Annotated in this window: 17 protein-coding genes and 2 pseudogenes; 4 read left to right on the forward strand and 15 right to left on the reverse strand. The window is 55.6% G+C overall.

Annotated elements, in window-relative coordinates:
* Nucleotides 1-58: 58 nt before the first annotated feature.
* Nucleotides 59-256, forward strand: a pseudogene (locus ABLU67_RS12455) (sodium:proton antiporter); the annotation flags it as partial.
* A gap of 60 nt (nt 257-316) precedes the next feature.
* Here the strand turns inward: ABLU67_RS12455 and ABLU67_RS12460 are convergent.
* The gene (locus ABLU67_RS12460) at nt 317-457 is read right to left on the reverse strand and encodes a hypothetical protein (RefSeq protein ID WP_004851627.1); all 141 of its coding nucleotides are present in this window, start codon (nt 455-457) and stop codon (nt 317-319) included.
* A gap of 315 nt (nt 458-772) precedes the next feature.
* On the opposite strand from ABLU67_RS12460, the gene ABLU67_RS12465 reads away from it, so the two are divergent.
* Complete coding sequence (locus ABLU67_RS12465; protein ID WP_025105876.1) at nt 773-1,681, forward strand: DUF535 family protein; 909 nt, start codon at nt 773-775, stop codon at nt 1,679-1,681.
* Between the two features lie 115 nt (nt 1,682-1,796).
* On the opposite strand, the gene ABLU67_RS12470 is transcribed toward ABLU67_RS12465, so the two are convergent.
* Nucleotides 1,797-2,468: a helix-turn-helix domain-containing protein gene (locus ABLU67_RS12470; RefSeq protein WP_025105875.1), complete on the reverse strand. Its 672-nt coding sequence runs from the start codon at nt 2,466-2,468 to the stop codon at nt 1,797-1,799.
* Between the two features lie 404 nt (nt 2,469-2,872).
* On the opposite strand from ABLU67_RS12470, the gene ABLU67_RS12475 reads away from it, so the two are divergent.
* Entirely contained in the window at nt 2,873-3,424 is a 552-nt protein-coding gene (locus tag ABLU67_RS12475; RefSeq protein ID WP_014838689.1) for a tyrosine-type DNA invertase, read from the forward strand.
* A gap of 37 nt (nt 3,425-3,461) precedes the next feature.
* On the opposite strand, the gene ABLU67_RS12480 is transcribed toward ABLU67_RS12475, so the two are convergent.
* The 6 genes from ABLU67_RS12480 to ABLU67_RS12505 all read right to left on the reverse strand — a co-directional run bounded on the left by ABLU67_RS12480 (nt 3,462) and on the right by ABLU67_RS12505 (nt 9,996).
* The gene (locus tag ABLU67_RS12480; RefSeq protein WP_025105874.1) at nt 3,462-3,989 is read right to left on the reverse strand and encodes a fimbrial protein; all 528 of its coding nucleotides are present in this window, start codon (nt 3,987-3,989) and stop codon (nt 3,462-3,464) included.
* Nucleotides 3,990-4,034: 45 nt separating this feature from the next.
* The gene (locus tag ABLU67_RS12485; RefSeq protein ID WP_348852317.1) at nt 4,035-5,036 is read right to left on the reverse strand and encodes a fimbrial protein; all 1,002 of its coding nucleotides are present in this window, start codon (nt 5,034-5,036) and stop codon (nt 4,035-4,037) included.
* A 15-nt stretch (nt 5,037-5,051) separates the two neighbouring features.
* Nucleotides 5,052-7,622 carry a fimbria/pilus outer membrane usher protein gene (locus ABLU67_RS12490; protein ID WP_048262250.1) on the reverse strand — a complete coding sequence of 857 codons (2,571 nt, stop codon included), beginning with the start codon at nt 7,620-7,622 and terminating at the stop codon, nt 5,052-5,054.
* A gap of 60 nt (nt 7,623-7,682) precedes the next feature.
* Nucleotides 7,683-8,372: a fimbria/pilus periplasmic chaperone gene (locus tag ABLU67_RS12495; RefSeq protein ID WP_025105871.1), complete on the reverse strand. Its 690-nt coding sequence runs from the start codon at nt 8,370-8,372 to the stop codon at nt 7,683-7,685.
* Between the two features lie 100 nt (nt 8,373-8,472).
* The gene (locus ABLU67_RS12500) at nt 8,473-8,991 is read right to left on the reverse strand and encodes a fimbrial protein (protein ID WP_064374877.1); all 519 of its coding nucleotides are present in this window, start codon (nt 8,989-8,991) and stop codon (nt 8,473-8,475) included.
* Nucleotides 8,992-9,447: 456 nt separating this feature from the next.
* Nucleotides 9,448-9,996, reverse strand: coding sequence for a tyrosine-type DNA invertase (locus tag ABLU67_RS12505; protein ID WP_025105869.1), 549 nt, complete (start codon nt 9,994-9,996; stop codon nt 9,448-9,450).
* Nucleotides 9,997-10,420: 424 nt separating this feature from the next.
* Here ABLU67_RS12505 and ABLU67_RS12510 point away from each other — a divergent pair.
* A pseudogene (locus tag ABLU67_RS12510) lies at nt 10,421-12,825 on the forward strand (membrane-bound PQQ-dependent dehydrogenase, glucose/quinate/shikimate family).
* 75 nt (nt 12,826-12,900) lie between these two features.
* On the opposite strand, the gene ABLU67_RS12515 reads toward ABLU67_RS12510, so the two are convergent.
* From ABLU67_RS12515 to ABLU67_RS12545, 7 genes are all read right to left on the reverse strand, one after another.
* Nucleotides 12,901-13,866: an oligopeptide/dipeptide ABC transporter ATP-binding protein gene (locus ABLU67_RS12515; RefSeq protein WP_064377220.1), complete on the reverse strand. Its 966-nt coding sequence runs from the start codon at nt 13,864-13,866 to the stop codon at nt 12,901-12,903.
* Nucleotides 13,863-14,843 carry an ABC transporter ATP-binding protein gene (locus tag ABLU67_RS12520; protein ID WP_049083735.1) on the reverse strand — a complete coding sequence of 327 codons (981 nt, stop codon included), beginning with the start codon at nt 14,841-14,843 and terminating at the stop codon, nt 13,863-13,865. The genes ABLU67_RS12515 and ABLU67_RS12520 overlap by 4 nt, the downstream gene beginning before the upstream one ends.
* Nucleotides 14,840-15,790 carry an oligopeptide ABC transporter permease gene (opp4C, locus tag ABLU67_RS12525; RefSeq protein ID WP_102076002.1) on the reverse strand — a complete coding sequence of 317 codons (951 nt, stop codon included), beginning with the start codon at nt 15,788-15,790 and terminating at the stop codon, nt 14,840-14,842. Before opp4C ends, ABLU67_RS12520 begins: the two co-directional genes overlap by 4 nt.
* Nucleotides 15,787-16,746 (reverse strand): ABC transporter permease, encoded by a 960-nt coding sequence (locus ABLU67_RS12530; RefSeq protein ID WP_049083734.1) that lies wholly within the window; start codon nt 16,744-16,746, stop codon nt 15,787-15,789. Before ABLU67_RS12530 ends, opp4C begins: the two co-directional genes overlap by 4 nt.
* A gap of 43 nt (nt 16,747-16,789) precedes the next feature.
* On the reverse strand, nt 16,790-18,493 hold the full coding sequence (locus ABLU67_RS12535; protein ID WP_102803299.1) for an ABC transporter substrate-binding protein: 1,704 nt from the start codon (nt 18,491-18,493) through the stop codon (nt 16,790-16,792).
* A 149-nt stretch (nt 18,494-18,642) separates the two neighbouring features.
* The gene (locus ABLU67_RS12540; protein WP_348852318.1) at nt 18,643-19,689 is read right to left on the reverse strand and encodes an ATP-binding cassette domain-containing protein; all 1,047 of its coding nucleotides are present in this window, start codon (nt 19,687-19,689) and stop codon (nt 18,643-18,645) included.
* 62 nt (nt 19,690-19,751) lie between these two features.
* Nucleotides 19,752-20,528 (reverse strand): MetQ/NlpA family ABC transporter substrate-binding protein, encoded by a 777-nt coding sequence (locus ABLU67_RS12545; protein WP_046878498.1) that lies wholly within the window; start codon nt 20,526-20,528, stop codon nt 19,752-19,754.

Below are 20,528 nucleotides of genomic sequence, written 5' to 3' on the forward strand. Positions count from 1 at the left end.
TGATTGAAGGACGCAAATCTCTTTTATCTGGTTCCGCGCGCGGTATTCTGAACGTTGAGAACTTTTCAAAGAACTTTATATCGGCTAAGCCAGCATAGTTAAAATTAGTTTAATCATGATCCTGGCTTTCCTGATGGGGCATATTTCAGCGGAACTGAACACCGGGCAGTATATTGCCTCCATTACCTCCGGCGTTATTCCATCCGGTTTCGCGATCGGCTTTATCTTTCTGATTGCCACGGTGATGTCGCTGGCCGCGGGCATCCCCTGGGGGAGAGGCAGGTAAAAAAAACCGGCAGGGCAGCCGGTTTCGTCGTTAGATCTTACAGGCGTCGCCGCAGTCATCGTCGGCAACAACGGCCTGCGCTTTTTTATCGGCCTCTTCAAGGCGCTCAGCGTTGCGCTCTTGCGCTTCTTCCAGCCCGCTAAAGACGAGGTTATCGAGATCAATTTCCATGCGTTACCCACTTAAGTTCAGTTTTGACCGTGAGCAAGTATAGGCAAAACGCCGGAGGGATGCACCTGGTGTGAACCCGTGTAGCACATAGCGATAAGTGCGGGTGTATTATTGCGTGCTGTCGTGAGCGAGCGCGGGTCGGGATCCTACTAATAATAATAGTTGAAAGCATGTTTCATAACCTGCCGGCGATTATTATAGTCGCGATCAAATTATTTATTAAACGAATCGACAACGAGCGCTGGGTTAGACATTGACTTGTATAAAATATGCTAATATTGACCGGCTTATGGATGTATCTATGGATTATGGTCAATGGTCTCGACAACAGCAGTAGCCGCTATCAAAGAATGGCGGAAAACTAATAAATTTATTTGTCACGTTAAACTCAACTATAAAAAGGTATTGCGGAAATGCAGAGAGATATCTTTAATTGGAGGGAAATATAAGGAATATCAGACGTTATGTGAAAATTACGCTTGCGCAAAACTAACAGGAGCAACCGAGGGGCTGGTTAACTTTGAAGATAAACCCTTTAAGGCCTATTTAAATAAAAAGATGTCAAAAAGAGCGAAGCTCAATATTGCTCATGGCGCTTTGAATTTTATAGAGAAAACCTTTCTTCCCGAGGCGTTGCCGCAGCTGTACGATATGAAAGCATTTGGTCGTTCGCTAATCACTATTCCGCTGAAAAACGGTACCTGCATTGATGTGAAGCTGCTGGCATCGCCTTTTCAGGAGGAGGGGGAGCTGATGCTATTAATGTTCCTGGGTGATAAACGCGTCTACAGTATCTGTTTTTCCTGCACCGAAGATGGCCGGGCCTGGATTGGCGGCATCCAGGGTGGGAAAGACATTGATAATGAAGAAGTGAAAGCGCTGACCAAGGAGCTTTACGGCATCCGACCTAAGAACTTAATTATCACGCTGCTGTACGGTTTTTTGTCGCATTTCAATATCAAGGAGATCTATGCGATCGACAGCCATTACCATGTTAAAAGCGACAGAGTAAAAACCAGCTATTCTGAGCTTTGGCTGGAAATTGGCGGTGAGAAGCATCGTCGCGGCTGGTATAAATTACCGGCGAACGAGATAAAGAAAAGCCTGGAAGAGGTTAAAAGCAAGCACCGGAGCCAGTTTATCAAGCGAGAAGGCTTGAAAGAGCTGGCCCAGCTGGATATGGCCGCCGCGCTACGCGACATTAGCGTGGATCGTCACTGCTGATTATCCTCGTTTCGCATTTGCCGGTGGGCAGGGGGCTGCCCACCGGCAATGGCGGAGTCAACGCAAGCTGAATGCGGCCGGCGCCTTCATCGCGGTGGCCGCTCGGCGAAAGACGTTATTCACTAAGCTTTAGGCTGGGAGGCAGTTGATTCATCGTCACCAGAATCCCTCGATGGAGCTGAATAGCGCCCAGCTGTTTTAATTTGGCCAGGGTTCTCATGACCCCACTGCGCGACAAAAAGGTTCGCGACAGAATATAATTGGCGGCGGTGATTTTATTTTTGATCGCTTCCGGTTCATTGTTTAATTCTATAAGCTGATGAACGATAATTTCATAACAGGAAAGTTTAGAAACCTTAAAGCAGTGGGCGTAGACTTTTGCCGACGAATATTCCAGAAGTCGTGAGACATTTTCCCATAATTGCTGTTCGGCGATGATCTTATGCGCCTCGTTAATTGATATCAGACCAATAGAAGATGTTTCCTGGGTGCGCAGGTAAATATGCCGAGAATAACGTAGCTGACTATTCATGCCAAAGATGAATGGACTCGTTTCGGAGTTGATGATGAGTCCATCGTTGTTGCGATATAAAGACATCGTGCCACGGAACAAAACCAAGCATTGATGCTGGTTTTCTTTTACTATGCCGATGTTTCGTCTTCCATCCATTAACATTTGGTTACATTTGGGTGCCAGGCAACGAATGAGTTTATCAATGTCGTCTATGGGTTTGGTGATGGTTCGGAGCAGATCTGTGTCATGTTGCACACGAGGGATTGTTTCCATGCTTATGATTTCCTTATAAAAAAGAGAACTCCCAAAAAACAGCAAACTGTAGCCAAAACATTATCGATGACGCTGAGGGGGCGAATAAACCCCCAATGAGTCTACACATAGACTTAAAAAAACTTGCCGCCTCATCAGACTTAAGATAAATATTAATAGCATAAGCTTATAAATCTCCTTATTTACATAACAGCTAAATCTATTTGGTTTTAATTTTATCGATGTGGCATTTGGGCTATTCCTGATATTTGATATTATTGGGCGGTAGCGTTTATGACTATTAACAGTGTTCAGGACTTGCAGTTATCAAGGATTGCTCGACAGTGGATTGCCAGTAGCCATGAGCAGAGTCAATAAAGGAGCCAAATCTCAGGGGCTCCATTGAAGAAACCGTCAGGTTGGCTATGAAAAAACGAAAATATTTAAGTAAAAAAGAGGTGCAGGCATTAATTGATGCTTCGCAGCAGCAGGATGGCTCGCTGCGTGATTATTGCATGCTCCTCATGTGTTTTATTCACGGACTGCGCGTAAGTGAATTACGTTTTTTAAAAGTGAGCGATATTGATTTATCCAGCCAGCGGATCGCCATTCGGCGTTTAAAAAATGGCTTTTCAACTATTCATCCTCTTCAGCCCCGTGAACAGCTGGCGTTAAGCCAGTGGCTGGTTAAGCGCACGAGCTGTTTAAACGCCGATCTTCCCTGGCTGTTCCTGTCGCGAAAAGGCACTCCGCTTTCCCGACAGCACATTCACGTTATGATGCGAAATTATGGCGTGCAGGCCGGCATTGCCGTTCCGGTACACCCGCATATGCTGCGCCACGCCTGCGGTTATGCGCTTGCGGAAGAGGGCGTTGATACACGCCTGATTCAGGATTATCTCGGCCATCGCAATATCCAGCATACCGTCTTGTATACGGCGAGCAATCCGGCGCGCTTTAGCTCGATTACCCTCTGAAGCCGGAGTATCTGGCTCGATAAGAGCCAGATACCCTTTAGTTATAGGTAAAGTTCATAACGACCATCGCGCTGATATGACCCGCGGTGGCGTCCCCTGCGACGCTAAATATGCGCGCGCGCATATCGAATATGGCCTGACGGTTATTATCGACGTCGACGGCAATAGATTTTCCGCTGCCTGCATTAATTGAACCGGTTATACGCTGAAGTTCTATCGCGACATTGCGTGAACTGTCCGGGCTGCTCACGTTGGCATATAAATCAGGGTCAGCTCCGTCGACAGGGCCTGTAAAGTGAGCGGTAACGCTTGATGTTCCTACAGGGCAGTGGCTCAGCGTGACGTAAAATTCTTTCCACTCGGAGTAAGAGTTGGCCGCGCTAAGCCGGCGGCTGGGAATATTTTGTCCGAGATCGATATTATAAATACCGTTGTTTTCGACGGTGCAGGAAGACGCAACAATATCGCCGTTGATATAAAGAGTGACATCCGCAGCATAAGCGGGTAATGACGACGAAATCGCCGTAAATAACGTTATGACGGCCGGGCTGGCGATAATTCTCATTATCGACTCCTTAAGTAAGCAGTGAGAAACGAGAGCGGGATAAACTCAGTTGTACATCATCGTTAAGGTGGCCACCGCGTTGGCGTGGCCGGGATGGATCTCCGGCGTGTTCTGGTAATAGCGAAAGGTGAGCGGCAGGGTTATCGATGCGCCAGCCTCAGGGATGGTGCCGACCGGGAAAAAACGATCGAACTGGACGGGCGAGCCGTTATAAAGCACCTGAACGCCGACCCCCTGGGCTACGCCGATTTCATTGCTTAAGGCCACTACGCCGAGCGTCGGGGAGAGATAATCTTGACTGCTTATTGACGTATTCACGGCGACCTTATCGTCGCACCGCACCGGAATTGACAAACTCTGTTCGCCGCTGGTGCTGCCCGGACCAGAGAATTGGCCCACCGGAACAGCACCCATGTTGACAGTTAACGTCGAGGGGACGGTGCAGCTTACCGCTTTATAAACAATATCTCCGGCATAGCCGATATAGTTTTGCTGCCCCTGGCTGCCGATGCCCAGACCGGTATCATAGACCCCCATACCAAATTTGGTTTGCGCGACATCGAGAGTGCCGCTCGTTGCCGTATCCCCCGTTTTTACCAGCGTTAGTGTGACCGTATATCCAAAGGTCATGCTGGCGTCGCGGGAGATATACCCCAGCGCCTGCGCGCGCGTATCGCAATCGCTGCCGATACCACTCACCCTTTGGCCGGCGCTATTTTGCAGCGCAATACCGATGCCTTCGACGCCGGTTTCATAGACCCCCGGAAAACCCGCGACTTCTTCGCCGCTGCCGTAATAGCAGGCGATAATGGGGTGCCCCGGGGTGACATCCGCCCAACCGCTGCGGCCTTTGCAGTTTCCGTTAAAGGTGAAGACCCGCTGCGTGCCGGGAATATCGCTGCCTACCGGCAGCGCCCGCGATACCGCGATCTGCGCGAGCTGCTGGGTAAACGGCGTGGGCGGAGAACTGGGACAATAGTTGTTCTCCGCGTGGGCAGCGCTGGCGATCAGAGTAACCAGCATAAGGGGGACGTTGACTCGTTTCATATCGTCATGCTCCTGCTATAAACACTGTGCATTAAGGTTGATGATCCCGCTGGCGCTTTGCGTCAGGCTGTAATTCACTCTGCACCGGCCATCAGGGTCGTGACTCCAGCTAACCTCCAGCTGACCCGCGTCTTTTAGCCCCGTCAGATAAACCTGTCCTCCATCGCCTACGATGAAGCTTTTTGGCGTCGGGGAGGCGGGATCGATAACCGTTGCGCCGAACGGTACCGACGCGCCGTTGCGTTTTCTCAGGGTCATCAGGACCCGTTTACCGAGGCTGGTTTCATAGCTGGCCTTCACCAGCGCGCCGCGCGTGGGGATGACCGTCTGCGTTGCCAGCGCCAGTTCGGCATCATCGGCCAGGGTTTCGGTATTCAGCGTGAGATCGTTTTTGCGATAGGGGCTGAGGTAGGGGACGACGGTGTAGCCGAAGCGATCGGTTTTGACGCCTGACTGCCCAAGCACCGCTACGTTTTGTGCGCCGGGCGCGGCGATCAGCGCCATCGTTTCGCCGAGGGGCTGGCTAAAGGTGAGGCCGTTGCGATGCGCCACGATCCCGCCCTGCAAGCCATAGTTAACGCGTTCGCTGTAGCGATCGCGGGCGTAGCCGACGAGGGTCTCGGCGTAAGAGGCGCGCCAGTCGGCATTAATCCCGCTATTGCTTCCCTGGCCCTGAGAACCATAGCCCTGCATGACGCTCCAGCTCAGATTGTTATCGGCCAATAAGGTACCGCCCAGGCTCAGATTATTGGTGGTATTCCCCTGCTTACTGGTATTCATCATGTAGCTGACGTAGGTGGGATGGCCGCCGAATAATTTCTCCAGAGGAATACTCATGGTGAGCGCAAACAGCCCATCGCGGTCGTAGATGCGCCCGGAGCGCTGGCCGTAGCGTTCTGCAGAGTGAATGTTATAGCTGTAGCTCAGACCGAAACTGATGCCTTTATACGAACCGTTGTAGCTCGCGCTATATGACTCCATGCGTTTGTTTGTATCCCAATAGTCTTCCACGATGGCGCTAAGCGCGAGGTTGCCTGGTATCTGAAACAGGTTCTGGCTGACGGTTAACTCGGCGCGGTTGCGCCTGCGTTCCGGCATCACGTAGCGCCGCCCATCGCGCCAGGTATTAAGAACGTCCTGCATATCCCAGTAGCCGCTGGTGGCATAGCGATAGCCAGCGAAGGTGAAGTTAGTCCCGGTCTGCACCAGGTTTTTGCTGTAGCGAATACGCCAGGATTGGCCTTCTTCTCGCGGTCGATTTTTTTGCTGCGACCAGGCCTGGGTGATATCGGTGGATAGGGCGCCAATGGAGCCCAGGTTTTTACCTATGCCCAACGCTAACGCCTGGTATCTGTTACTGAACTGGCCGCCGCCGTATACGGTGTAGCCGGCGGGAAGGCCATAAATCGCCGTGCCGGCGGCCAACGGGGCTTTATCAATGCCGTTGTCATAGGCGCGGTAAACGCCGGTGGTCATGGCGTATTTTAACCGGCCTTCGCGCTGCAGCACCGGGACCGAGGCGTAGGGCACCACGAGGAATTGTTCGCTGCCGTCAGACTCTTTGATGGTGACGTACAGATCCCCGGAACCGCCGGTGGGGTACATATCGGTGATTTCGAAGCTGCCGGGCGAAACGTAGGTCTGATAAATGATGTATCCGTTTTGTCGGATCGTGACCTGGGCATGGGTACGGGCGATCCCCCGCACTACGGGGGCATAGCCGCGCAGGCTCTCCGGCAGCATATCGTCGTCAGACGCCAGCTGGCCGCCGCGAAACGGAATACTGTCGAAAATATCGGAAGGCGTGGTGCTATCGCCCAGCGTCAGTCGGCTCTTCAGCGAGCGTATATCGCGCTGGGCGTAGGTATAAACGGTATCCCATTTTGTTGAGGTGCCGCTTTCACCGTTCTGGCTGTTGCGGTTCCAGGTGGTGTAATTACGCAATCGCCAGGGACCGATATTAAGACCGGGGCGTAAATTAATGTACTGCGCGTTTCCGCCGCCGCCGCCGCCTTTTTTGTCCCGGTTGTTGGCGCCGCTGACGCTGTAATTGACCAGCGCCGCCGGAATGCCGTCATCCCACCGCGCCGGATCGACCCAGCCGCGCGCGGCGTTGGTAAGGGAAGATTGGGGAAAACTTAACAGCAGCTGCTGGTGCGAGAAACGAAAGTCGGCGCTGGCCTGAGGAATCGCCGACAGCCTTGCGCAGCTGGCATCGGGCTGGCCTAACGTCGGATAACGCTGGATCATGACGCCCCATGAGGCCAAATCGTTCAGGGACAGGCAGGGCTGTAATGTGTTCTGTCCCTGCGCGTTTTGCTGTATGCGGAACTCAACGTCCCGGGTATCCACCTTGCTGTCATTGACATAAATATCCACCCTGTAGCGTCCGGGCTGCTGCCCGCCATGCTCCTCGAAGGCGGAGAGATCGGTGGTGGCCAGCCCGCCTGCGCCGGTTTCCAGATGGGCGGGGTTGAACCGTTCCCGGGCGTTAGCTGAGGGGCTTATCCCCACAATCAGGGCAATCTGGGTGGCGATAAGGTAAGCTAAATTCAAGGGCGAGTCGCTTGAGGTTCTTTTGTTCATCCTGAAATGCTCCTTAGCTGACGGCAAATCGCCGCAGCGCAAACCGTCGGCAGCGGCGGGTTAGCGAACCTGCGTGTGGCTTTTTCCCACGCCGCCAAAGTCGCTAATGATTTTCCATGACACCAGGCCGGTCACCTTGCCAGGGGTAGCAAACGTGGCTGAGCTCATTGGTGCGACAAAGGTGGCTTCGGTAATGGGATGATTGCCCACCGTGACCTCGTTGAAATTCATGTAAAACGGCGTCGGATTCGATACCGTTAGCCTGCTGCCCGTCAGGCTCCATTTCAGCTTATGGGTCACCTCTTCCGGGATACCCTTCAGCGTTTTGGGACGATAAATAAGCTTGAGGCGCGTTCTTACGGCGATTTGCAACGTGTTCGCGTCTTCCGGGGCGGTATTTGTCGGAATAGCTTTGACGTTTAGCCAATAAAGCGACTCGCGATCGGTAGGGAGCTGGCCGCCGGTATTGACGATCCGCAGCAGGTTTTGCTGATTGCCGTCGAGGCGGAACAGCGGCGGGGTAATAATAAACGGCGGCCTGGCCGGATCGTTATTGCGCGGCTCCACCCACGACTGGATCAGATATGGGCCGGTATCCGAATTGCTGACGCTTAAAGAGGCCTCTTTTTTGCCGCCATCAAAAATCAGTCGCGTGCCGCCAATTGTGACGCCGCCGCTTTCTGTCGCCGCCGCTAATTCGCTCGCCAGCACCAGGAGGAGAAGGGGAAATATTCTATATCCTTTATGCATGATAGCTATTGACTCCACAAATACGAAAAGGGACGGACCGGCCGCTGCCGGTCCGCGGAAATAACGCCAGCGCAACAGAAATACGCCGACGAAATATCCGTTAGTTGTAATTGAGGGTAAATGTGCTGGTAGAGTTAGCGAACCCTGCGTTTACGGTGCTTGATGTCGCATAATAGCGGGCGACGAAAGCGAGACTATTTTCGCCCGGCTGTAGCGGGTAAGCGGACGAGGCGGTATATAATGGGACGACGACGTTTTTATTATCCATTAACTGGATCCCGACGCCCTGTGCCACGCCAGGCTCTTGGGTGAGCGCCAGAATAGTGCCGACGCTGCTATCCGCCGTGCCGTCGAATTTTACCGTGGCCGACTTAGCGGATTTCGGGCAATCTTTCAGGGCAATAATAAATTTGGTCGCCGAGGCCGTGGAGCCCGCGCCGGTGAAGGCCTTGCTGGAGACATTCCCCATCATAACCGACAGCGGGTTGGTCATATTATTGATCACGGTACAGGCGCTATCGGTGATGGAACCGTAAAAATTAATACGGCCATCATCCGCGAATACGGAGGCGGACATGACACCGGCTAACAGACCAACAGCAATAAGACTCTTGTTCATAAGGTAGTCCTTATAGGCAATATAGAAAGGTAATAGCCTCACAGAAATAAATTTCTCATGAGCCTTTATTAATCTGATAGCCAGATGTCGTGCTGAAATAGATTCAGTGACGCTGAGGTTTATTTCTGCAGAAGACATTTTGTATCAAAGTGTCATGTTTAGTTTTATCTATTTTGTTTGTTGATTTTTTAGATGTAGATGCCAGGGATGGCGATTTTTGCAATATTAAAAACCATAAATTCAGGATTGGATGGTAAATAATCTGGTGTTTCGGAGGCTGACGTCTGAGGTCCGGGGTTGCTGGAAAATGCGCGTTAGTTTCTAATCTATTGATAATTAATGTTTTTAATTTTTCGAGATGCGAAAAACCTTACGGGTTGACAGGTTATTGGTGATTTATTATGTTAGTGACAATCTGATACATTATGTCAAGTAAGAAATATATTGGTTATCGCGTCACCATATATTTTTAAATCTTGCAGCATTGCTCGCAGTATAAAGCACCGTATGCTGAATATTTCTGTGACCGAGATAATCCTGAATTAGCCGGGTATCCATGCCCTTATCGGCCAGCGAAAAACCGCAGGCGTGGCGCAGCATATGCGGATGGGCCGCAATCCTTAAACCCGCACTTTGGCTATAGTGGCTAATCAATACGTGGATCCGCTGACGCGATAGCGGCGTTCCTTTTTGCGAAAGAAATAGCCAGTCGCTGTCGCTGTTGCGATAGTTTTTACGCGCCGACAGCCATTCACGGATAAACGTCATCTCGCTGGAAAAGAGAGGATGCGTGGTGGAAAACCCATTTTTAAGCCGTTTGACGTAAATTGAGTGGTTATGCAAGTCAAGGTCAGATAGCCGCCAGTGGCGAATTTCGCTGACGCGGCAGCCGTGAATGAAGCACATCCAGATTAAACAACGATCCCTCTCCGGGTTCGCTCCCTTATACGCCTCGTTGATGATTTTTTTTATCTCAGTTTCGGTGAGATATTTTCGTTTATTCATGTTTACTCTCCTGAACAGCCATGAAATTTTTCCCCTTCAGGTGTCAAGGCGAATGGCTTCGCCCGATGTAAGCGGTCAAATGAACGCGCCGGGTATGATTAAACAGCGGGGGGAGGATAGCAAGACGATCGGACTGATTCGCCTGGATCGAAACGGGCTTAACAGCGGATGCAACGCGGGCTTTGCGGCTTTCGTTATAACCCATCATTCGTTCAACTTACTTTTATAAATTAAAAAATTTTAAACATTTAATGCCTGATAGTTTTACATTATTTTTACAAATACATATAATTCCTTACGTTCTTCGCTCTGTCCGAGAGCGTCCAACCAACATGATATGCGGTATGCGCTTTTCTTGGTCTGATAACGCGCTGTTTATATGAGATGTTTTGGTTTTTTCGACTGACGTCGTATGGGATGAAATATGGACGAACAACAAGGTAGCGGTAGGGGCCTGTTCTTTACCGTTTACCGGGTACTTTTTGCATTACTGAGCTTTGGCACTGGACTCTTTTTCACTATCTGGGGGGCAAACTCTTCTCTCTCGGCGGCAGCGCCTGGTATCTGTTAGCCGGTCTCGCTTATCTGCTTATCGCCGTCGGCTATCTTGTCCGCAGCCGCTATGTCCTGCCTTTTGCCATTCTGACTTTCCTGTTGACCCTTTGCTGGGCGCTGTATGAAGTGCAGCTCAGCTATTGGGGCCTGATCCCCCGGCTGGTCGTTCCCGCGCTGATGCTGATGCTGGCGCTGTGGCTGGCGGCGACGCTGCCGATCCCGCCTGCGCGCAGACGCTACGCCAACTGGAGCGCCTCGGCGATTTTCCTCCTGCTGCTGGCGACGCTGGTTTCCACCTTCTACCCGCACGGCGGTATTCATCACGGCGTGGTGAAAGCGAGCGACGACAGCACGCCGACCCTGGCTGCCAAAAGCGATAACTGGGCGTTCTTCGGCCGCGATGCCTCCGGCACCCGTTTTGCGCCGTACGATGAGATCACGCCGCAAAACGTCAAAAACCTGAAAGTCGCCTGGACGTATCACACCGGCCGCCGGCTAACCGGCGCCGGGATTGGCGTCGATGAAAATACCCCGCTGCAAATTGGCGACACGCTGTACTCCTGTACGCCGCTGAACGTGGTTACGGCGCTGGATGCGGATACCGGGAAAGCGCGCTGGCGTTTTGACCCGCACGCAAGTACCGCCGAACACGTCACCTGTCGCGGGGTCGGCTATTACGATGTACAAAGCGATGATTCGCTGAGCGCAGAAGAGAAGGCCAGCCCGGCGCTGCAGCAGTGCCCGCAGCGTATCCTGGTGTCTACCGTCGACGCCCGTTTGATCGCCCTGAACGCCAAAACCGGCGAACTGTGCGATGACTTCGGCGATCACGGTAGCGTCGATCTGAAACAGGGTATGGACAATACCGAAAACAGCAAACGCTACCACCCGACCTCAACGCCGGTGATTATGGGGCATATTGCGGTGCTCGGCGGCTGGGTGCGCGATATCGTGCACGGTGAACCGTCCGGGGTGGTACGCGCGTTTGACGTACGTAACGGAAACGTGGTGTGGGCGTGGGACGTCGGCCAGCCGGAAAACGTTACCGACCCGGTAAAAGGTCGCGTCTATACCCTCGAAACGCCGAACGTCTGGACGGTGCCGGGCTTTGACAAAGAGCTGAACCTGATTTATCTGCCGACCGGTAACGGTCCGCCGGACTACTGGGGCGGCGATCGCAACGCGGCCAAAGAGAAATACGGATCTTCCGTGGTGGCGGTGGACGCCAGCACCGGCGAGACGAAGTGGGTCTTCCAGACCGTGCATCATGATATCTGGGACTATGACCTGCCGTCGCAGCCGGTACTGTTCCATATGAAAAACGAGCGGGGCGAAGAGGTTCCGGTTCTGATCCAGACCACCAAAACCGGGCAGATTTACGTACTCGACCGGCGTACCGGTAAGCCGGTGACCCGCGTGGAAGAGCAGCCTGTCGCCCATGATGGCGCGGAAGGCGAGCATCTCTCCGCCACCCAGCCTTTCTCCACCGGCATGCCGCAGCTGGGCGTCGAGCCGCTCACCGAGAAATCGATGTGGGGCGTGACGCCGTTCGATCAGCTGATGTGCCGTATCGACTTCAAAGCGTCGACTTATCTGGGCATGTACACGCCGCCGTCAGAGAAGCCGTACATCGAGTGGCCAAGCCTGCTGGGCGGCATGAACTGGGGCGGTATCACTATCGATGAGCGCACAGGAACGCTGTTCGTCAACGATATGCGGATGCCGTTGAGAATGTCGCTGGTGCGCAAAGAGGATATGGCGAAATATAAAGTCTCCACCGACGAGGTGCCCGGCTTTATGGGAACCGTGCGGCCGCAAATTGCCGGGCCATACGGCGGCGTGCGGATCGATATTTTGCAGTCGGCGCTGGGCGTTCCCTGTAATACCCCGCCGTTTGGCACCATGAGCGCCATTGACCTCAACACTCGCCAGCTGTTGTGGCAGGTGCCGATGGGGTCGGTGGAGGATACCGGTCCGCTGGGGCTGAAAACGCACATGCATATCCCGCTGGGTATGCCGACGCTGGGCGGCCCGACGTCAACCGCTTCCGGACTGGTGTTCTTCGCGGGAACTCAGGATAACTACCTGCGCGCGCTGGATTCCGCCACCGGTAAAGAGCTGTGGCGCGCTCGTCTGCCGGTTGGGGCAGTGGCGGCGCCGCTGATCTATAAATCACCGAAAAGCGGTAAAGAGTACGTGGTGATCTCCGCCGGGGGCGCCAGCCACTCGCCGGACGTGGGCGATGATATTATTGCCTTCGCGCTGGAAGAGTAGCCGCAGCCGTTTCGCTCTTGCGCAAGTAACCGCCCCCTGTGGGCGGTTTTTTTATGGTCCGAAGCCTGGCCGGCGCTAAACCGCGTGACAGGCGACGTGGTGGCCGTCGGCGACCTCCCTTAATAGTGGAATATCGCGACGGCAGCGGTCGCTGGCCTGCGGGCAGCGGGAGGAAAAGCGACAGCCGGAAAGCGGCCGGGACGGGTCGGGAATTTCACCTTGTACCACCGCGACCGGCTCGCTGTCCGGATCGAGGGTCGGTACCGCCGCCAGCAGCGCCCGGGTGTAGGGATGCAAAGGCCGGCTGAATAGCGCATCGCGGCTGGCAGTCTCCACCAGTTGCCCGAGATACATCACCGCCACGTCATCGCAGAGATGTTCTACCACCCCGAGATCGTGGGAGATAAACAAAAACGTCACCCCATGATCGTCGCGCAGATCGGAAAACAGATTAATAATCTGCGCCTGAATCGACACATCGAGGGCCGAAATCGGCTCATCGGCAATAATAAAATCCGGGTTTAAGATCAGCGCCCGGGCAATGCCGATGCGCTGACGCTGGCCGCCGGAAAACTCGTGCGGGAAGCGGTTGTAATGCTGCGGCGCCAGCCCGCAGATGCGCATCACCTCAAGGGTTTTGTCATACAGCTCCGCCCGGCGACAGAGCTTGTGCTCCAGCATCGCTTCGCCAATGGCGTCGCCGATGCGAATGCGCGGGTTTAACGAACTGTAGGGGTCCTGAAACACCAGCTGGATTTTAGGCCGCAGCGCGCGCATTGCCCGCGGCGGCAGTTCGGCAAGTTCCTGACCGCGAAACTTGACGCTGCCGGCGGTCTTCTCATACAGCCCCAGTAGCGTACGGCCAACGGTGGTTTTCCCGCTGCCGGATTCGCCCACCAGACCAAAAATCGTTCCCCGGCGAATCTTAAAGCTCACGCCATCCACCGCCCGCAGTACACCGGTCTGCTGACCGAACAGCCCATCGCGCAGCGGGAAGTGTTTTTTCAGCCCATCCACTTCAATCACGTATTCATGACTCATGTCACGGACTCCGAAAGTTCACTGTAAAAGCAGGCGGCCTGCCGGTCTTGCCCTGACAGCGGCGGAATGCTCTGTCGGCAGCGCGCGGTGGCTTTTGCGCAGCGCTCGGCGAAGGCGCATCCAGCGGGAAGGGCGGCGAGGTCCGGCACCTGGCCGGGGATTGAATAGAGGCGTCGGCGCCGCGCCCCCGGCACCGGCCGCGAGGCAATCAGCCCCTGGGTATAGGGATGCTGCGGGTGACGCAGAATCGCGGCGGTCGCGCCCTGCTCGACGATACGCCCGGCGTACATCACCACAACGTGCTCGGCCATCTGCGCGATAACCCCGAGATCGTGGGTAATCAGCATCATCGCCATCCGGTTGGCCCGCGCCTGGTCGCGCAGCAGGCGCAGGATCTGCGCCTGCACGGTGACGTCCAGGGCGGTTGTCGGCTCATCGGCAATCAGCAGCTTCGGCTGGCAGCTCAGCGCCATGGCAATCATCACCCGCTGCAGCATGCCGCCGGAAAGCTGATGAGGATAGCTGGCCATCAGGCTCTCCGCGCGCGCCAGCCCGACATCCGTCAGGCGCTGGGTAGCGTGCCGCCATGCGGCCTTCGGCGGCTCGCCGCGGTGGCGAATCAGCGGTTCGCAGAGCTGCTCGCCGACGGTGAGTACCGGATTCAGGGCGGTCATCGGCTCCTGAAAAATCATCGCCAGCTGATTGCCGCGCAGGTCGGCCATACGGGCGTTTTTCAGTCGCAGCAGGTCCTGGCCCTCAAAAAGAATTTCCCCGCCGTCAATGCGCGCCGCCTGCGGTGGCAGCAGACCCATTAACGACATGGCGGTGACGCTTTTGCCGCAGCCGGATTCGCCGACCACGCCAACGGTCTGCCCGGCGCGAATAGTGAACGACACATCCTGTACCGCGCGTACCCGGTTTTTGTCGGCGGCAAAAGAGACCGAAAGCTGATTAAAGGTGATTAATGCGCGACTCATTTCAGCCTCTGTTTCATTTTAGGGTCCATGGCGTCGCGCAGGCCGTCGCCCAGCACGTTAATGGCGATGACGGTGATAAAAATGGCGATCCCCGGCGGCATCCACAGCCAGGGCCGGCGCTGAAAGTCGATCAGGCTATTGGCGGCGTCCATCATATTGCCCCACGATGGCGTCGGCGGTACCACGCCAAGCCCGAGGTAGCTGAGCGCCGACTCGCTGAGGATGGCGTTCGCCACCGCCATGGTCGCCATGACCACCAGAATCGGTACCGTATTCGGCAGCAGATGACCAAACAGACGGCGTCGCGCCGACAGTCCCAGCACCTGGGTTGCCAGCATAAAGTCGCGCTCGCGCAGGGAGAGGCACTGCCCGCGTACCAGACGCGCCAGCTTCGGCCACTCCAGCAGGCTCAGCATAATCACCACCATATAGATGCGTGAGTCCGGTGAGAAATCGAGCTCCGAGAGCATCGCGCCCGCGACAATCAGCAGCGGCAGGCCGGGGATAGTCATCACCAGATCGGCAAAACGCATAATAAGTTTATCGGTCAGGCCGCCGGCGTAGCCCGACAGCGCGCCGAGCAGATAGCCAAGGGTGACCGACAGCAGCATGGTCAGCAGGCCGATAATCAGCGAAATGCGCCCGGCCAGCAGCAGGCGGGTGTAAATATCGCGACCGAGAAAGTCGGTACCCAGCCAGTGTTCCGCGCCGGGCGGCCTGTTAATCATCAGCGCGTCGGTGGCATCGTCTTTCCACGGCGACCACAGCGGCCCCAGTATGCACCAGAGGGCCATGATGACCAGCAGCAGCAGGCACAGCATCGCCAGGCGATTGCGGCGCAGCGCCTGCCAGGCCTGACGCCAGGGGGATGGGGTCACCTGCGCCAGCGCCGGGATTTCCGCCTTGCGCAGGCGTCGGTTAGCAGAAAACAGAGAGCTGAGCATCAGGACCTCACGCGAATGCGCGGGTCGACCCACGCGTAAAGCACATCGGCAATCAGGTTGCCAAGAATGGTCAGCACCGCCAGAAACAGGGTAAAGCCCATTAACACCGGGTAGTCGCGGGCGGCCAGCGAATCGATATGAATATGCCCGGCCCCCGGCCAGTTAAACACTTTTTCGGTAATGATCGCCCCGGAGAACAGCCCCGGCAGCTCGAAGCCGAGCAGGGTGATGATCGGCAGCAGGGCGTTACGCAGGGCGTGCTTGAGGATAACCGTGCGTTCGCGCAGCCCTTTCGCGCGGGCGGTGCGGATAAAATCCATTTTCACCACGTCGAGCATGCTGGCGCGAAAATAGCGGGTCAGGCTGCCCGCCTGGAGCATCACCAGCGCCAGTACCGGCAGCACCAGATGGGCGGCGACCTGCAGCACATACTCCCAGCCGCGATCGTCGCTGCCGGTATTGGTCATGCCGCCCACCGGCAGCCAGTGCAGGTCGACGGCGAACCACTTGATGAGCAGCAGACAGAGAAAAAAGGTCGGGAACGACATGGCGGCGAACACCGCGACGCTCACCAGATGATCGAACGCAGAATTGGGCTTCAGCGCTGAGACCACGCCCACCGTCAGGCCAATTCCCCAGTAAAATACCAGCGCCACGCTGGCCAGCAGGAAAGAGTTCCAGATGTACTGGTTGAGCAGCTGGCTGACCGGGATCTGGTACTGCAGCGAAAACCCGAGATCGCCGCGCAGCAGCTGGCCGAGCCAGTGGATATAGCGGGTGAGCAGCGGTTGATCCAGGCCGTAAATGGCTTTCAGTTCGGCGGCGCGGGCGGCGGTGAGGGTGATATTGCCGTCGATAAAATCGCCCGGCGTTTTGGCAAACAGCATAAAGATAATAAAGGAGGCCAGCAGCAGCATCGGCAGCGTTTGCAGCAGCCGTCTCAGGATGAAATTTCTCATGACATTCTCACGTCAGCCGCCGGTCATCCCGGCGGCCGGGGATTTACTTAACGATTTTGACATCCGGCAGGCTGCCGGTCAGGCCGTTGTAGATATCCGGTTTGAAGCCGGTGACCCGGGCGCTGCTCGCCGAGAGAATTTCACGGTAGCCGAGAAGGATCACCGGCGGGTCCTGCGCCAGTACCTGATACAGCTGGTGGTAGATAGGCTTACGTTTCTCGACGTCGAGCACCGAGTTACCTTCGGTAATCAGCTTATCGACCTGCGGGTTGTTATAGCCGGACTCTTTCGCTTCCGCGCTGTAAAAATCCCACACGCCATCATGCGGGTCGTTAAGGGTGCTGGTGCTGAACGACGCCAGATCGTAATTACCCGACTTACGCTGCGCCATCAGGGCGTTGAAATCGACGACCTGCGGTTTTAACAGGACGCCAATCTGCTGCCAGTTCTCTTTGGCGATGGGGATCAGCGCATCGTTGAGCACTTTCTTGCTCACCAGCAGCGTTAACTCCAGGCGTTTGCCCTCTTTAACGCGGATACCGTCCGGCCCCGGTTTCCAGCCGGCTTCGTCAAGCAGCTTTTTCGCCTGCGCCGGGTCATAGTGATACGGGTTTACCCCGTCGGCGTTCCAGGCCCAGGAGATCGGCGCGATAGGCTCAATCGCCACCTTGCCGTAGCCCTGGTAGACCACATCAATCAGCTTCTGGCGGTCGAGGCCGTAAATCAGCGCCTGGCGTACCTTCACGTCCTTCAGCGCCGGGCGGCGGACGTTAAATTCCACCTGGCTGTAGTCGCTGGAGCCGTAAAGGTTGATGTTGGCAAAGCCGAGCATTTTCAGCTGTTCGATATCGTCAGGACGCGAGGTAAAGGCGTCGTAGTCGGTTTCGCCCGTCTGGAAGAGCTGGAAGTTGGTTGACGGGTTGGTCACGCGATAGATAAAGCGCGGGGTGGGCGGCGTACCGCGATAAAAATGGCTGTTGGCGTGGAAACGAATCTCCTGGCCGGGGATGTATTTGTCGTAAACGTAGGGACCGTTGCCCAGCGGTTTGCCGTGCAGGGTGCGCAGATAGTCGAGGTTGCCGCGCTGGTAGCCTTTGCCGTAATAGGCTTTGGATAGGACCGGGCCGCCAATTTTTGCCAGCGTCGTCGCGCCCGGCTGGGTGGTGGTCACCTGCAGCGTTAAGGCGTCAAGCACTTTCAGACCGCTGACGCTATCGGCTTTCGCCGCTTTGTACTCCGCGCCGCCGGCAATATTGGCGAGCGTGATATCGGTATCGCCGTCGTATTTCGGATCCAGCAGCACGGTAAGGGTAAAGGCGACATCGTCGGCGGTCAGCGGCGAACCGTCGCTAAAGGTCAGGTTGGGGCGCAGCTTGATGGTGTAGACCTTGTTATCCGGACTCACCGTCCAGCTTTCGGCGAGGCCCGGCACCAGATTGCCGTGGCTGTCCCAGTCGATCAGGCGAGAGAAAATCACGTTGGTGACGTTCTCATCCCAGCCGTTGACGAAGAAGTAGGGGTTAAAAATGCCCTGCGGCTCGGAGATGCCGGCCACGACGGTATCTTTGCGCAGCTTCGCGGCGGCGGGGATCTGGCTGGCATCGCTGGCCGGGGTGATCCCTTCTTTTAAAATGTCGTCGGCGATGGCGACCGAAGAAAATGCCACCGCGCCGCCGAGCAACGCGATTTTCAGAGCAAGCGCGAACCGCGTCTGTTTGGTTTTTAACCCGTGCAGTAGTCTGGACAAAAGTGCTCCCTCATCAAAGAATTGCGTAAAATATTTACAAATCATGACGAAAGATAAGAGGCGCACCGCGCACTGTCTAACACCGAAAAGCTATGGCTTATAGCGATTTAGCATTAGCAATAATTCAGCATTAATCTGTCATTTTTGCGCTAAGCGCCAGCATTCTCTGCTGTCGGTTCGCCGGAGAAGGTCAGGCGGTCTGCTACCCAGCCGGCATGCTGCGCTAAGCGCTGATTTGCCAGCGGTGTCGCCAGGCGTACCCGCAGCTGGCCAATCACCCGTCCCTGAATCTGCTCGCAGCTGCCGTAAAGCAGGCGAGCATCGTCGCCCAGCAGCGCGGCGATATGCTGTAAGTTGGGTTCATGTCCGCTGCTGCCGTCAAAATGCAGCGTGACCAGCTGCTGGTTTCCGCTCAGCGGCGGACGCTCGTCCGGGCGGTCATGGTGCAGCGTGCCGAGCAGGCTTTGGGTGACTTCGTGCCGGGGATGGCCAAATACTCGCCACACCTCCCCCTGTTCGATAATTTCTCCGCGCTCAAGCACCGCGACCCGGTCGCAGAGGGTGCGAATGACGTCCATCTCATGGGTGATCAGTACGATGGTCAGACCGAGGCGCTGATTAATCTCTTTTAGCAGTTTCAGCACCGCAAGGGTATTTTCCAGGTCGAGGGCCGAGGTGGCTTCGTCGCACAGCAGGATCTCCGGCTGCGTAACCAGCGCGCGGGCGATGCCGGTACGCTGCTTTTGTCCCCCGGAAAGCTTAGCCGGCCAGCTGTCGCGCAGGGCGCTGAGGCCGACCAGCGCCAGGATCTCATCGACCCGTCGCCGCCGCTCCGCTCGCGGTACCCCGGCCATTTTCAGCGGCAGCTCAACGTTCTGCGCCACCGTTTTGGTGGCCATCAAATTAAAGTGCTGGAAGATCATCGCGACCCGGCGGCGCAGGTCGCGCAGCTGGCTGCGGGAGTAGTGCCGCGTATGCTCGCCGTGAATGATAATTTCACCGCTATCGGCATTTTCCAGGCGGTTGAACAGGCGCAGCAGGGTTGATTTTCCGGCGCCGCTGCGCCCGATAATGCCGAAGATTTCTCCCTGCGCGATCTGCAGATTAATATCCCGCAGCGCCTGCACGCCGTTGGGGTAGGCTTTACTTATCTGGCTTAGCTGAATATGCGTTGTGGCGTTGGGTTTTTGCGTCACGATAGCGGCTCTGTTAACGAAATTAAGCGGCAGCCCGCAGGCTGCCGATGAACATCCGGCGATTAAAAACCGGGCAAAATTTTGCCTTTATAGCGGGTGAGAATAAAGCTGCGCACGCGGTCTGAGTTCAGGGCTTTCGCCAGCTTCTGAATGCCGGGATCGTTGATGTTGTCGGGACGCGCCACCAGATACTCGACGTACAGGTCGCTGCCTTTTTCCACCAGCAGCGCCTTGTCGGTATCAATTCCGGCCTCCAGCGCATAGTTGGCGAAGATAAACGCCAGATCGACCTGATTCACCGCCCGCGCCAGCATTGCGCCTTCCAGCTCGCGAATTTTAAAATGGTGTGGATTAGCGGTGATATCTTTGGTCGCCGACTGCGGATCCTGCGGGTTTTTCAGGGTAATCAGCCCGGCATTGCTGAGCATCACCAGCGCGCGACCGGTATTCACCGGATCGTTCGGAATGGCAACGGTGGCGCCATCCGGTACCTCTTTGAGCGTTTTATATTTACTCGAATAAGCGCCAAAGGGTTCAATATGCACGCCGACCACAGGAAGCAGATGGGTATGGCGGGTCTGATTGTAGTTATCAAGGAAAGGGCGGTACTGGTAGTAGTTGGCGTCGAGATTTTTCTCCGCCAGCTGCTGGTTAGGCTGGATAAAGTCGTTAAAGACTTTAATTTTCAGATCGACCCCCTGTTTCGCCAGCTCGGGCTTCACGAACTCGAGAATTTCGGCATGGGGGACCGGCGTTGCGCCCACGGTCAGCGTCTCATTGGCGCTGGCGGACAGGGAGAAAAGGGCCAGAAGCCCCGCTGCGAGGATTGTTTTTTTCAT

The sequence above is a fragment of the Klebsiella sp. GN_Kp190 genome, assembly GCF_040061795.1.
In the GTDB taxonomy this organism is placed as follows: domain Bacteria; phylum Pseudomonadota; class Gammaproteobacteria; order Enterobacterales; family Enterobacteriaceae; genus Klebsiella; species Klebsiella michiganensis.

Bases quoted from the DNA above. Each gene is read 5' to 3' on its own strand.
- ABLU67_RS12460 (WP_004851627.1), bottom strand. From the start codon at position 457: ATGGAAATTGATCTCGATAACCTCGTCTTTAGCGGGCTGGAAGAAGCG.
- ABLU67_RS12465 (WP_025105876.1), top strand. From the start codon at position 773: ATGGTCTCGACAACAGCAGTAGCCGCTATCAAAGAATGGCGGAAAACT.
- ABLU67_RS12470 (WP_025105875.1), bottom strand. From the start codon at position 2,468: ATGGAAACAATCCCTCGTGTGCAACATGACACAGATCTGCTCCGAACC.
- ABLU67_RS12475 (WP_014838689.1), top strand. From the start codon at position 2,873: ATGAAAAAACGAAAATATTTAAGTAAAAAAGAGGTGCAGGCATTAATT.
- ABLU67_RS12480 (WP_025105874.1), bottom strand. From the start codon at position 3,989: ATGAGAATTATCGCCAGCCCGGCCGTCATAACGTTATTTACGGCGATT.
- ABLU67_RS12485 (WP_348852317.1), bottom strand. From the start codon at position 5,036: ATGAAACGAGTCAACGTCCCCCTTATGCTGGTTACTCTGATCGCCAGC.
- ABLU67_RS12490 (WP_048262250.1), bottom strand. From the start codon at position 7,622: ATGAACAAAAGAACCTCAAGCGACTCGCCCTTGAATTTAGCTTACCTT.
- ABLU67_RS12495 (WP_025105871.1), bottom strand. From the start codon at position 8,372: ATGCATAAAGGATATAGAATATTTCCCCTTCTCCTCCTGGTGCTGGCG.
- ABLU67_RS12500 (WP_064374877.1), bottom strand. From the start codon at position 8,991: ATGAACAAGAGTCTTATTGCTGTTGGTCTGTTAGCCGGTGTCATGTCC.
- ABLU67_RS12505 (WP_025105869.1), bottom strand. From the start codon at position 9,996: ATGAATAAACGAAAATATCTCACCGAAACTGAGATAAAAAAAATCATC.
- ABLU67_RS12515 (WP_064377220.1), bottom strand. From the start codon at position 13,866: ATGAGTCATGAATACGTGATTGAAGTGGATGGGCTGAAAAAACACTTC.
- ABLU67_RS12520 (WP_049083735.1), bottom strand. From the start codon at position 14,843: ATGAGTCGCGCATTAATCACCTTTAATCAGCTTTCGGTCTCTTTTGCC.
- ABLU67_RS12530 (WP_049083734.1), bottom strand. From the start codon at position 16,746: ATGAGAAATTTCATCCTGAGACGGCTGCTGCAAACGCTGCCGATGCTG.
- ABLU67_RS12545 (WP_046878498.1), bottom strand. From the start codon at position 20,528: ATGAAAAAAACAATCCTCGCAGCGGGGCTTCTGGCCCTTTTCTCCCTG.